Raw genomic sequence first — 12,827 nt, 5'->3', positions numbered from 1 at the left:
CCTAGTCAGATTTGACCGCGCCTCGGCAGCGCGGTGCCGAAGCGCGTAAATATCCCACAATGGAGTGAATACCGGCCGGTTCCGCAACGGACCGGCTTTCAGGAGGCGCCTTCGTGCCGCTTCCGCGCCCTCGCTCGACTGAGCACGAAGGCACCTGCCGCGATGAGCGCCCCTGCGGCGCCGACGGTCACCCCGACGGGCACTCCCGTTGTCGGCAGCGTCGGCTGCGCCGTCGGCGTCGACCGGTCCGGGTCGGCGGGCGTGGTCGGATCGCTCCCGGTCCTGGTCCCGGTCCCGGTCCCGGGATCGATCGCGGGCAACTCGGCCTCGAGGAGCATCGCTTCGCTGTCGCCGTCGCCGTCGTCGACCACGAGTTCGAGCGCGACGAGCTCGACTTCCTGCACTGGGCCGCTGACCGGGATGCGCAGCGTCGAATCGCCGGTATCCACTTGGCCCACCACGGTGACGTCGTTGTTGCCGCCGTCGCCGATACCGACGTCCGCCAAGATTTCATATTCGATCGTCGTGTCCGGAGCGTCTTCGGGAAGCGAGAAGTCGACGACCCACTCCGCCTCGACGCCCACTTCCTCGGGCTCCGGGGCGATGTCGTCGGCGATGACGATGCCGACGCCGACGTCGAGCTCAGGGACGTCCTCGGGCTCCGGAGGCGCTGGCACCGAGCAGTCGCCCAGCTCGACGGCGTGCTGGAGGGAGTTCTTCAGCCCCCGGCCCTCGTTGCGCCTGCCGTCGACGACGGGGACGGTGCGGTCGGACTGGGCCTTCAGCTTGACCCGCTCGGTGTCGCCCGGGACGATCTGGACGCCGATGAGGGACCCTTCGCCGGTATGGGGCAGCACCGCGCCGACCTGCAAGGCGCCCTCCAGTACGGCGTCCTCCCAAGGGCCGGAGTCGGCGCCGATCTGCGTGATGATCTCGGCGACCGTGTAGGTGTACTCCTCGGGCTCGTCGACCGTGCCGGTGGTGTCGGTCAGCGACCATTCGAGGGCCCATTCACCGTCGATGGTGCAGGAGGCCGAGATGAGTTCGAGAGCGGGCGGCGTCCATTGCGCCTGCGCCTGTGCCGGGGCCGCCATTGCGGCGGCGCCGACCAGTCCGAATGCGGCAGTCAATGACAATTTGGACAGGATGTGTGGCATTCGGACAGCCTGTCAAATGGAGGCGCCTGCTGCGGCTAGAACGCGCCGACCGATTCCGGAATCTCATGCGATGGCGAGCGCAACGGCGGACTGCGGGCCGCCGAGAGGCGACGCGGCCCCGACACCGGTGCACAGTGCCAGGGCCGCATCCGGAATTCAGTGGCAGTGTCTATCTAGGAACACCCCTCGCAGCTCAGGTCCCAATCTCGGGCTGCGGGCCGCTGAATTCGCCTAGGAGGGCCGGGACGGCGGAAGCCGGGTCGGCCTTGTAGGAGTAGAAGTCGCTCGGGTCGAAGGCGTCGCCCTGCTCGGTGATGACGTCATCGTCCCAAGTGCAGTCCACGGTGACGTTGCCGCGCTGGACCAGCTCGCCCGAAACGGTGTAGTACGGGTTGTGTGTGCCCTCGTAGTAGCTGTTCTCGATGACCGCGCTCGTCGCCCCGCGCACGTAGTTGCCGTACGCGGAGGCGTTCTGCAGGTAGTTGTTGTACATGTGCAGGTTCGCGATGTTGTCCGCGCTGGGGTTGCGCTGCACGGTGTTCTTGAACCAGTTGTGGTGGATCGTGATCTGCGAGGTCACATTGGACGTCCAGCCGATGCCGAAGGTCTTGTTGTTGTCGAAGAACCGGTTCCACGACACGGTGAGGAACGTGGTGTCCTTGCGGCTGTCGAGGAGGCCGTCGTTCATGCGCGTCAGCTTGTTGTGGTCGATCCAGATGTGGTCGGCCGTGTCGAGCTGGATCGCGTCGTAGTCGTATTCCTTGTCGTCCGGGTCGTCCTCGGGCATGAGGGTGTCGCGGATGGTCAGGTTCCGGATGATGACATTGTGGACGCCGGTGCCGAGGAAGAACCCGCCGCCGACGATCTCGCCCTCGGTCCCGACGCCGATGATCGTCTTGTTCGAGGCGACCTTGAGCTCGGTTCCCTTGGGGCTGATGTCGATCGCGTCGGCGACTTGGATGACGTACGGCGCTTCGGCGGTGACGTACCGGTTGAGCTCTTCCGGGGTGGTGACCGTGACCGTCTCGCCTTCGGCGCCCCCGGTGGTCGGTCCGCGTCCCAGTCCCGGGAGGGACGCGAAGCCGTCCGCGGTGTCGGACCAGCCCTGCCGCGGGCGGCTGGGGGGTTCGGCGCTCGCGTTCGGGAGGGTCGTGGCGACGGCGAGGCCGGCGAGCACCATGCCCGCGGCGGCCGTCGCGGCGACGAGGGCTCGGCGCAGTTTCCTTGTCTGCCAAGGGTTCACGTGACGCTCCTAACGATGGAGGGTGGGCGTCTTCTCGGCTCAGCGTAGGGCGATCATCGATTACCGTCAATGGGTTGCCATAAGTTCGCTCCAATTTCTTTCATGGCTTGACATAACTGTGGCAAGCGCTCTAGCCTGGTCCCACTCATAGAGTCCGATCGATACCCCGGACCCCTCGTCCGCGTGAAGGGACCACCAGCGTGACCAGTGAACAACCCCCCGGCTCCGGCTCAGAGTTCAACCGCCGCAACCTCATGAAGCTCTCCGGCCTCGGCCTGGCCGCCGTCCCCGGGCTCGCCGCCTGCGGGCGCGGCTTCGGCGGAGGCGGCGACGAGGAATCCGGTGACGGCGTCACCCTCAACATGGTCTGGTGGGGCGACGCCACCCGCGCCGAGAAGACCCAAGCCGCCCTCGACATCTTCCTCGAGGACAACCCCGGCATCGAGATCAAGGTCGAATACCAGGACTCCGGCCCCTACCAGGACAAGCTCGCCACCCGCTTCGCCGCGGGCGACGCGCCCGACCTCATGGCGATGCGCATGGACTCACTCCGCGAGTACGCCGACCGCGACGCGCTCCTCGACCTGAACGAGTACGGCGACGACATCGACCTGAGTGGACTCAGCGAGAACGCCGCCAACCTGGCCGAGGTCGAGGGCAGCGTCTTCGGCGTCCCCGCCGGGCTCAACGCCGTCGGCTTCGTCATCCGCAAGGACTTCGCCGAGCAGTACGGCGTCGAGATCCCCGACGGCGACACCTGGAGCTGGGACGACCTGGGCGCCTTCGCGCAGGCGATCAGCGACGCCTCCGGCAAAGAGGTCTACGGCACCGGCTTCGACGCGCAGACCCTCCAGAACGTGGTGGTCTGGGTCCGCCAGCAGGGAGAGGACCTGTTCACCGAGGACGGCAAACTGGGCGCCTCCGCGGCCACTATGGAGGCCTGGTTCACGATGATCGACGGACTGCGCCAGTCCGGCGCCTACCCGCCCGCGGGCTTCTTCGAGGAGATCGGCGGCGGCCCCGAGTCCTCCTACATCGCCCAGGGCAAGCTCGCCTCGCAGATCATCCCCACCAACAACTTCCTGGGCTACAACGAGGCCTGCGGCGGGAACCTCGTGCTCCTGCGCATTCCCGGCGAGGTGCAGGCCGTACGCCGCGGCCAGTCGGTCGACTGCCCGCACCTGTGGTCGGTCGCCAAGGCCTCGAAGCACCCCAAGGAGGCCGTGCGGCTGCTCGACTTCCTCACCAACGACCCGGAGGCCTCGCTCGCGACGGGCACCACCCGCGGCGTCCCGGCGAGTTCGTCGGTGGCCGAGGAGATCAAGGACGCCCTGGAGCCCGACGACCTGGTCGCCACCGAATACCTCATGGGCCTCCAGGCCGAGGACCTGCCGCGCTCCTACACCTACCCGCCGGGCGGCAGCGCCATCGCCGACTTCCTCGACGTCATCGCCGTCGAAGTCGAGTTCGGGCGCCAGACGCCCGCCGACGGAGCCGCCCAGTTCATCGCCGAGGCGACGGCGGCGATCGAAGGGTGACCACGTCCACCGAAACCGCCGTCATGCCGGGGGCGGTCGCCCCTCCTGCGCCGCGGCGCAAGCGACTGAGCCAATTTACGGCTCGCAAGCTTCGCCGCGGCCGGAGGGCGCGAAAGGACCGCGCCGGCTACCTGTTCCTCTTGCCGTGGTTCATCGGGATGCTCTTCACGATCGTCCCGTTCTTCGCCTCGCTCTACCTGGCCTTCACCGACTACAACCTGCTCAACTCGCCACAGTGGATCGGCTTGGAGAACTTCGCGGACATGTTCCGCGACCCGGTGCTGCTCAAGTCGCTCAAAGTGACCTTTGTGTACACCTTCGTGTCGGTGCCGCTGTCGCTGGCGGCCGCACTCGGCGTCGCGATGATCCTCAACCGCGGCATCAGGGGCCTGCCCTGGTACCGGGCCGTGTTCTACCTGCCCTCGCTCCTCGGGGCGAGCGTGGCCGTCGTCCTGTTGTGGCGCTACGTCTTCGGATTCGACGGAATCGTGAACGCGTTCCTCGGCTGGTTCGGCGTCGACGCCATCTCCTGGACCTCGGACCCCGACTACGCGCTGACGACGCTGATCATCCTGCACATCTGGACGTTCGGCTCGCCCATGGTGATCTTCCTGGCCGGCCTGCGGCAGATCCCTGTCATGTACTACGAGGCCGCGGCCGTCGACGGCGCCTCCAAATGGCGGCGCTTCCGCTCGATCACGTTGCCGCTCTTGAGTCCGATCATCTTCTTCAACCTGATCCAGTCGCTCATCGCCTCGTTCCAGACTTTCACGCAGGGCTTCGTCATGAACAACGGCGGCGGCGGACCGGCGAACTCCACATTGTTCTACAACCTGTACCTCTACCAGCAGGGCTTCGGCCAGTTCAACATGGGCTACGCCTCGGCGATGGCCTGGACCCTGCTCGTGATCATCGCCGTGTTCACCGCGATCACCTTCTTCACCGCCAAGTACTGGGTCAACTACGACAGCTGAGGTCCCTCCCATGTCATCGACCTTGCAATCCCCGCGGGCCGCGAAGCCCAACGAGGACGCCGACGCGCTCATCGAGCGCTTCGGCAGCACCCGTAAGAGCCGCTTCTCCCGGCACGTGATCCTGTGCGTCATCGGCCTGGTCATGATGTACCCGCTGCTGTGGCTCGTCTCCAGCTCGCTCAAGCCGAACGACCTGATCTTCTCGGACCTGTCCCTGTGGCCGGCCGAGTGGAGCCCGTCCAACTACACCGAGGGCTGGAACGCCCTCGAGTACGACTTCGGGGTCTACTTCTCGAACTCGATCGTCATCGTGGTCTTGAGCATCGTCGGGAACCTGTTCTCGTGCTCCCTTGCGGCGTACGGGTTCGCGCGGTTGAACTTCACCGGCCGCAAGCTCTTCTTCGCGCTCATGCTCGGCACGATGATGCTGCCGGGCCACGTGCTGCTCATCCCGCAGTACATCCTGTTCGCGAAGCTCGGCTGGCTCAACACGTACTACCCGCTGCTGGTGCCGAACTTCCTGGCCACCAACGCGTTCTACATCTTCCTGATGGTGCAGTTCATGCGCTCGCTCCCGCAGGAGCTCGACGACGCGGCGCGCATCGACGGGTGCGGCCCGTTCCGCACCTTCTGGAGCATCATCCTGCCGCTGTGCCGCCCGGCGTTCGCCACCACCGCGATCTTCACGTTCATCTCGGTGTGGAACGAGTTCTTCGGGCCGCTGCTGTACCTGACCGACCCGGAGCTGTACACGGTGCCGCTCGCGCTGCGCCAGTTCATCGACTCCGAAGGCCAGTCGCAGTGGGGCCAGATGTTCGCGATGTCGGTCCTGTCGCTCGCGCCCATCATCGGCTTCTTCATTGCGGGCCAGAAATACCTGGTCAAGGGCATCGCCACAACCGGCCTGAAATAAAGCGGCCGCAACCGACGAACGGGAACGCCTTGAACGACGTCTACCGCAACCCGGTCCTCAACGCGGACTGGTCCGACCCCGACGCGATCCGGGTCGGCGGCGACTTCTACCTGACCGCCTCCAGTTTCCACCGGGTGCCGGGCCTGCCGATCCTGCACAGCCGCGACCTCGTGCACTGGACGATCATCGGCCACGCGCTCGAACGCCAGGTGCCCGAAGCGGACTTCCGCACCCCGCAGCGCGGCGGCGGCGTGTGGGCCCCGGCGATCCGTCACCACGCGGGCCGGTACCGGATCGTCTACCCCGATCCCGACCGCGGCCTGTTCGTCACCAGCGCCGAGGACCCGGCGGGGGAGTGGACGAGGCCGCATCTCCTGAAGGCCGGCAAGGGACTCATCGACCCGTGTCCCCTTTGGGCGGAGGACGGTTCGGCGTACCTCGTGCACGGCTGGGCCAAGAGCCGCTCCGGGATCAGCAACCGCCTCACCGTGCACCGCATGAACGACGACGCGACCGCGCTCCTCGATGACGGTGCGGTCGTGATCGACGGTGACGCACTGCCCGGCTACCGCACCCTCGAGGGCCCCAAGTTCTATGAGCGCGACGGCTGGTACTGGATCTTCGCGCCCGCCGGGGGTGTGACCAACGGCTGGCAGTCCGCGTTCCGCTCCCGTGATCCCTTCGGGCCCTACGAGGAGCGGATCGTCCTCGAACAGGGCGACTCGGACGTCAACGGGCCCCACCAAGGCGCCTGGGTGACCACTGAGGACGGATCGGATTGGTTCCTGCACTTTCAGGACCGCGGCCCGTTCGGGCGGGTCGTGCACCTCCAGCCGATGCGCTGGGGCGAGGACGGCTGGCCCGTGATCGGCGAAGACGGCACACCGGTCGCCCACGGCCCCGTCCCCGTCCCCGGCGGGACCGCCACCGCTCCCCCCGAGGACTTCACGAACGGCATCGGTCTGCAATGGACCTGGCAGGCCAACCCGGAGCCGCACTGGGCGCGCACCGGCCCCGACCTCCGCCTCGCCTGCGTCGACACCGGGACCGAGGACCTGCGGCACCTGCCGAACCTGCTCGGACGGCACCTGCCCGGCGACCCCAGCCGGACCGAGACCACGCTCCGCCTCGACGACGCCGAACCGGGCGCCCGCGCCGGACTCGCGGTAGTCGGCGACACCTACGCCTGGATCGGCCTGGCCCGCACCTACACGGGCCTTGAACTCGTGCACCGCACCGCCGACGGCGACATCGAGCACGACGCCGCCCCAGCGACTCCGGTCGACGGCGACACCATCGCGCTCGGCGTCGAAGTCGACGCCGGAGGCCGCTGCCAGTTCCTCGCCGGCACCCCGCTGCGCCCGGTCGGGCCGCCGTTCCAGGCCACCGCCGGACGCTGGGTCGGCGCCGCCATCGGACTCTTCGCCCACGGCAAGGGGAGCGGAGCGGGCGTATTCGGCGCGGTGCGACTGCGCCCCACCACCCCGTGCCCCACCGCCCCGGACGCCCATGGATGAACAACTGACCCTGGCCCAGACGCACCCGCTGACGCTGGGCGGCCAGACGGTAGCGGAGTACGTGTGGCGACCACACGTGCCGAACACCCTGTCGCCCAGGCCGTTCCTGCATCCCGTGCGCACCCTCGCCGGTACCTCGGTCACCGAGGCGATGCCGCCGGACCACCTCCACCACCTCGGGGTGAGCCTCGCGGTGCCCGACGCGGGCGGCGCGAACTTCTGGGGCGGGCGTACCTACGTGCGCGGCAAAGGCTCCGTGCCGCTGCCGAACCACGGCGTGCAGCGCCACCACCGCTGGGACGCGCGAGGCGACAGCGTCCTCGCGCACGAGCTGCACTGGATCGGCCCCGACGGCGCCGCACTCCTGCGCGAACGCCGCCGCATCGCCGCCCGCCCCGTCGACGACCGCGCCTGGGCCCTCGACTTCCGCTTCTCGCTCCAGAACCTCACGCCCGAACCGCTCGTCATCTCCAGCCCAGGTGCCAAGGGCCGCACCGGAGCCGGATACGGCGGGTTCTTCTGGCGGGCCCGCCGCGGGCTGCGCACCGTCACGATCCTCGGCCCCGGCGTCTCCGGCGTCGAACGCCTCCACGGCTCGACCGCCCCATGGCTCGCACTCCGCGCCACCGGCCCCGAACCCTGGACGCTCGTCTTCATAGACGCTGCGGGCCAAGGCGATCCGTGGTTCGTGCGCGGCGGCGACTACGTGGGCGTCGGCCCCGCGCTCGCCTGGTCGGAGCCGTTGACGGCCGCCCCGGGCGAGGGCCCGCGTCGTCGTATCATCACGGTAGTCGCCGACGGCGACCTCGGTCCCCGATCGATCGAGGGCCTGGTGGAAGCCGTCGCGGCGAGCCCCGCACCCCGCGAGGCATAAGTGATTGGAGCCGCAATGGAGCACTCCGGCACTGTCCGAGCCCTGGACGCCGACCAGCCGGTCCCGCTGCAGGTCGACGGCCGCGAAGTGGCCAGCTACGTGTGGCACTCCGAGCTGCCCGCCTCCACGGCGCCCCGGCCGTTCCTCCACCCCGTGCGCACCCTCGCCGGATGCGTCGTCACCGACGCCCGCCCCCATTCGCACACCCACCAGCTCGGCATCAGCATCGCCGCGCCCGACATCGGGGGCCGCAACTTCTGGGGCGGCCGCACCTTCGTCGCCGGGCACGGCCCGGCCTGGCTCGACGACCACGGCGCCCAGCGGCACCGCCGCTGGCTGCGCCACACCGACGCCGAACTCGCGCACACACTCAACTGGATCGACCGGGACGGCGCGGCACTGCTGAGCGAACGCCGCGCGATCGCCTGCGTCCCTTTGACATCGAACGCCTGGACCCTCTCGGTCCAGACCCGGCTCACCAACGCCACCGACCGGCCGCTGCAGATCCGCAGCCCCGCCGCGCTCGGCCGCGTCGGTGCGGGCTACGGCGGCTTCTTCTGGCGCGGCCCGGCCCTCTACGGCGAAGTCCGCGTCCAGAGCCCGGCCGGGGCCGGCGTGCGCGCCGTCCACGGCACGACCGCCCCGTGGCTCTCCGTCTCCGGCGCCGACCGCGAAAGTCGCGAATGGACGATGCTGTTCGTGCCCGCCGACGCCACCACCGCCGGGGACCGCTGGTTCGTGCGCGCCCGCGACTACCTCGGCGTCGGCTCATCGCTCACCTGGGACCGCCCCATGGTGCTGGATCCGGGCGAGCAGATCGAACGGCATATCCTCGCTGTCGTGGCAGACGGCAACCTCACCGAAGACGCGGCCGCCGCGCTCGCCGAAGCAGCGCGGCCCCCCGCATGAACGCCCCCGGGAGCACCCGCTCGAACGACCCCGCCCGCCAAGAACGCCTGCGCGCCTTGAACCTCGAACTCGTGTTCCGGCAGGTCTTCGCCGCCGAGAACCCGGTCTCACGCACCGAACTCGCCGCCGCGACCGGCCTGACCAGGCCCACCATCACCCGCATCGTCGAGGAACTCATCGCCGGCCGGCTCGTCACCGAGACCGGCGCGACCCCCGACGGCCGGGCCGGACGGCCCCGCATGGGACTCACCGTCTCCCGCCGCGGCCCCGCCGGACTCGGCCTCGACATCCGCACCGACGGCCTCGCCGCCTGCGTCGTCGACCTCAGCGGCGCCGTACGCCACCTCGCCTTCGCGCCGTTCACCGACGCCGAAGCCCCCGCCGTACTCGACCGCTTGGCGCACATGGCGAACGAAGCGGCCGAAGCCGCATCCGCCGAAGGCCTCACCGTCGTCACCGCCACGCTCGCGGTCCCCGGCCCGACCGACGGCGGCATCGTCCGCACCGCCCCCTCCCTCGGCTGGCGCGACGTCGACGCCGGCGCACTCCTCGCCGAACGCCTCGCCCACCTCGACCTCCACACCTCTGTGGACAACGAGGCGAACCTCGCCGCCCGAGGCGAACTTCACCGCGCCACACCCGACCACTTCCTTTACGTCTCAGGCGGACTCGACATCGGCGCGGGCATCATCCTCGACCGCCGCCTCATGCGCGGCTCCCACGGCTGGGGCGGCGAACTCGGCCACCTCACCGTCGACCCCGACGGCAAACCCTGCCGCTGCGGCTCCCGGGGCTGCCTCCAGACCTACGCCAGCCTCGCCGCCATCCTCGGCGGCGAGACACCCCCCGCCGGACAGACCGCCGACGCCGCCCTACTCGCCTGGGCCGACGCCGGCCGCCCCGAAACCATCGCCGCCCTCGACACCGCCGCGACCGCCCTCGGCGTCGCCGTCGCCAACGTCCTCAACCTCTTCGACATCGACACCGTCCTCCTCGGCGGCAGCTTCGCCCTCCTCTCCTCCTGGCTCATCGCCGGTGTCGAAGCCGAGATCAACCAGCGCGTCCTCTCCGCCCGCTGGGCCCCGATCACCGTCCGCCCCGCCACCCTCGGCCCCGACGCCGCCGCCATCGGCGCCGCGATGGCCGTCGTCGACCGCATCCGCCGCGACCCCACGGATTGGCTCGCCTCCACACGGTGACAAATCCCGCCCGAGCAGGGCAGGATGAGCGGTGAACGAAGGAGGCGTGCAATGTCGCACCAGCCAGAACCTGCACAGGACGACGCGCCGGGACGCGCACACGACGACGCGGTCGACGGCCCCGGCCAGGGGACCCTCTCGATCGCCGCCGTCCTCGCCGAGGCCGCGAGCCGCAGACCCGAAGCTCCCGCCCTGCACTTCATGGATCACACGATCACCTATGGGGCCCTTTGGGAGCAGACCCGCGCCTACGCGGGCGCGCTCGCCGCGCGCGGCATCGGACGCGGCTCGCGAGTGGCGATGCTCGTCCCGAACGTCCCCGACTTCCCGCGCGTCTACTACGCCGCCCTCGCCCTCGGCGCCGTCGTCGTCCCGGTCCACCTGCTGTTCAAGGCCGAAGAGATCCGCTTCGTGCTCGAAGACGCCGAAGCCGACCTGATGGTCGCCGCCGCCCCGCTCCTCGCCGAAGCCGCCCCTGCGGCCGCGCTCGCCGGGGTCCCTCTCCTCACCGTCCTCACACCCGAAGGCTTCGCGCTCGACGGCGAACCCGTTGCGCGCCTTGAAGACGAAGCCCTCGTGGCCGAACCGATCGAGCGCTACGCCTCGATGCACCCGCTCGCCGCCGCGACGATCCTCTACACCTCCGGCACCACCGGCACCCCCAAAGGCGCGGTCGGCTCGCACCTCGCGCTGGTCGAGCAGGTCCACACGTGGCTGATCGACACCTTCACCTACCGGCCCGACGACGTGCTCTACGGCGGGCTGCCGTTCTTCCACACGTTCGGGCAGACCGTCGTCCTCAACGCCGGTTTCCGGCGCGGCGCGGCGATCATCCTGCTGCCGAAGTTCGACGCCGACGAAGCACTCCGGCTTCTGGTGCAGCACAAGGCGACCGTGTTCGCGGGCGTGCCGACGAACTACGCGGCGATGGTCGCGGCCGCGAACCGCACACCCGATCGCCCACCGCTGCGCTCAGCGCTCTCGGGCGGTGCGTCGCTGCCGACCGCGCTGCTGGAGGCGTTCGAAGCGGCGTTCGGCGCGCCGGTCCATGAGGGCTACGGGCTCACCGAGACCTCTCCGGTGTGCAGCTTCAACCTCGAATCGGAGCCGATCCGGCCCGGCACCGTGGGCAAGTCGATCTGGGGCGTGGACGTCGCGATCGCCGACCCCGAGGTCGAGGACCGCATCGTGCTTCTGCCCGAGCCGGGCGCGCTCGGGGAGATCGTGGCGCGCGGCCACAACCTGATGAAGGGCTACCTCGGCCGCCCCGACGCGACCGCCACGGCCGTGGTCGACGGCTGGTTCCGCACCGGCGATCTGGGCACTGTGGACGAGGAAGGGGTGATCACGATCGTCGACCGCAAGAAGGACATGATCATCCGCAACGGCTACAACGTCTATCCGACCGAGGTCGAGGCCGTGCTCTCCCGCCACCCGGCGGTCTCGCTCGCCGCGGTTTTCGGTGTGCCGCACGAGACGCACGGCCAGGAGGTGCACGCGGCGGTCGTCCCGGCCGAGGGCGTCGAGGCCGATCCTGCCGAACTCGTGGCCTATATGAAGGAGAAGATCGCCGCGTACAAGTACCCGCGCGTGGTCCACGTGGTCGAGGCGTTCCCGTTGGGCCCCAGCGGGAAGATCCTTAAGCGCGAGCTCCAACGGAACTACGGCGGTTAGGCGCAACGCTGTTCGGTTACGGGTTTGGCGAGGGTGTCATGCCTGGTGATCGCCGGGTGTCGTCGTTCATTAGTAGTGACAGGGTTCCCGCCGGACTCGGTGGCGGACGTCTTGCGCACGGGCGGGACCGACCCGGGCTGGTATTCGATGGGGCTTCAACCGATCAGCGACGGAGTGGTGAGTGGTTGCCCGAGGGTGTCTGGCCGGAGCCGGGTCTGGCGCGAGGTTCAGGCACTCAGCGAAGGAGTGGTGGGAGGTGGCCCGGGGGTGGGTCGCCGGAGCGGGGTCGGTCGCGTCGCTATCGGGTGGGCCGGGCTGGTTCGGCTCGATCCCGGCGCCGGGCGGGCGGCGATGCGGGAGAAGCCAGCGGAGGGCGTGGTCATGGTTGTGATCGTCATGTTCCTGCCGCCTCCTTCCTCTGCTTCCGCTTCTGGCCCTTCGACGTACGCCCGAGGCCTCCGATCTGCGGCTTTGACCTTCACCGGCACGAGCCGTGAGACCCCTGGCCTCCCTTTTGCATTTCAGGGGGCCGACCTCTTGGCCCTTGGCCGCTGATCCTTCGATCCAGCCTGGGCCTGCCGGCGAGCGCCATTGCGGCACCCACCGCTCTCCGTCCTGGTGTCAGCCAGTCCGGTGCATACCGTTTCCCCTTCCCTGCCGGGATGGTTCAGCGGGTGATCGCATCAGGGCCGTGGCCGAGCGACACCGGGCTCCTCATGGCCCGACACCGGTATCGACGTCCGTGCAATGCAGGCAGATGGCCAGAGGTTCCCTTATGTTTGTCAAGCCGCGAGCGTGTGGGCTTGCCGTTGGTGTGCGTCGTTTTGGA

General features: G+C 69.3%; 10 protein-coding genes. 8 read left to right on the top strand and 2 right to left on the bottom strand.

What is annotated here, in order from left to right:
* Positions 1-98 precede the first annotated feature (98 nt).
* Positions 99-1,130, bottom strand: coding sequence for a hypothetical protein (locus ACFO8M_RS14265; RefSeq protein WP_387976437.1), 1,032 nt, complete (start codon positions 1,128-1,130; stop codon positions 99-101).
* A 220-nt stretch (positions 1,131-1,350) separates the two neighbouring features.
* Positions 1,351-2,400 (bottom strand): pectate lyase family protein, encoded by a 1,050-nt coding sequence (locus tag ACFO8M_RS14260; protein WP_387976435.1) that lies wholly within the window; start codon positions 2,398-2,400, stop codon positions 1,351-1,353.
* Positions 2,401-2,600: 200 nt separating this feature from the next.
* Here ACFO8M_RS14260 and ACFO8M_RS14255 point away from each other — a divergent pair, with 200 nt between their 5' ends.
* Genes ACFO8M_RS14255 through ACFO8M_RS14220 form a run of 8 tightly spaced genes read left to right on the top strand, consistent with a single transcriptional unit; the run spans position 2,601 to position 11,998 of the window.
* Entirely contained in the window at positions 2,601-3,938 is a 1,338-nt protein-coding gene (locus tag ACFO8M_RS14255; protein ID WP_387976432.1) for an ABC transporter substrate-binding protein, read from the top strand.
* A 23-nt stretch (positions 3,939-3,961) separates the two neighbouring features.
* On the top strand, positions 3,962-4,912 hold the full coding sequence (locus tag ACFO8M_RS14250) for a carbohydrate ABC transporter permease (protein ID WP_387976511.1): 951 nt from the start codon (positions 3,962-3,964) through the stop codon (positions 4,910-4,912).
* Between the two features lie 10 nt (positions 4,913-4,922).
* The gene (locus tag ACFO8M_RS14245; protein WP_387976429.1) at positions 4,923-5,825 is read left to right on the top strand and encodes a carbohydrate ABC transporter permease; all 903 of its coding nucleotides are present in this window, start codon (positions 4,923-4,925) and stop codon (positions 5,823-5,825) included.
* Positions 5,826-5,854: 29 nt separating this feature from the next.
* Complete coding sequence (locus ACFO8M_RS14240; protein WP_387976426.1) at positions 5,855-7,342, top strand: glycoside hydrolase family 43 protein; 1,488 nt, start codon at positions 5,855-5,857, stop codon at positions 7,340-7,342.
* Entirely contained in the window at positions 7,335-8,216 is an 882-nt protein-coding gene (locus ACFO8M_RS14235) for a DUF6807 domain-containing protein (protein ID WP_387976423.1), read from the top strand. The genes ACFO8M_RS14240 and ACFO8M_RS14235 overlap by 8 nt, the downstream gene beginning before the upstream one ends.
* A 15-nt stretch (positions 8,217-8,231) precedes the next feature.
* A complete protein-coding gene (locus ACFO8M_RS14230; RefSeq protein ID WP_387976420.1) occupies positions 8,232-9,125 on the top strand; it encodes a DUF6807 domain-containing protein in 894 nt (297 codons plus the stop codon).
* Positions 9,122-10,324 carry an ROK family transcriptional regulator gene (locus tag ACFO8M_RS14225; RefSeq protein WP_387976417.1) on the top strand — a complete coding sequence of 401 codons (1,203 nt, stop codon included), beginning with the start codon at positions 9,122-9,124 and terminating at the stop codon, positions 10,322-10,324. The genes ACFO8M_RS14230 and ACFO8M_RS14225 overlap by 4 nt, the downstream gene beginning before the upstream one ends.
* A 51-nt stretch (positions 10,325-10,375) precedes the next feature.
* Entirely contained in the window at positions 10,376-11,998 is a 1,623-nt protein-coding gene (locus ACFO8M_RS14220) for a long-chain-fatty-acid--CoA ligase (protein ID WP_387976414.1), read from the top strand.
* Positions 11,999-12,827: the final 829 nt, after the last annotated feature.

Source organism: Glycomyces rhizosphaerae (assembly GCF_042647865.1).
GTDB classification, from domain to species: Bacteria; Actinomycetota; Actinomycetes; order Mycobacteriales; family Micromonosporaceae; genus Glycomyces; species Glycomyces rhizosphaerae.
This window is presented reverse-complemented; position numbering and strand designations above follow the sequence as displayed.

Coding starts and splice junctions, on each gene's coding strand:
- ACFO8M_RS14225 (WP_387976417.1), top strand. CDS start 9,122: ATGAACGCCCCCGGGAGCACCCGCTCGAACGACCCCGCCCGCCAAGAA.
- ACFO8M_RS14235 (WP_387976423.1), top strand. CDS start 7,335: ATGGATGAACAACTGACCCTGGCCCAGACGCACCCGCTGACGCTGGGC.
- ACFO8M_RS14220 (WP_387976414.1), top strand. CDS start 10,376: ATGTCGCACCAGCCAGAACCTGCACAGGACGACGCGCCGGGACGCGCA.
- ACFO8M_RS14230 (WP_387976420.1), top strand. CDS start 8,232: ATGGAGCACTCCGGCACTGTCCGAGCCCTGGACGCCGACCAGCCGGTC.
- ACFO8M_RS14245 (WP_387976429.1), top strand. CDS start 4,923: ATGTCATCGACCTTGCAATCCCCGCGGGCCGCGAAGCCCAACGAGGAC.
- ACFO8M_RS14250 (WP_387976511.1), top strand. CDS start 3,962: ATGCCGGGGGCGGTCGCCCCTCCTGCGCCGCGGCGCAAGCGACTGAGC.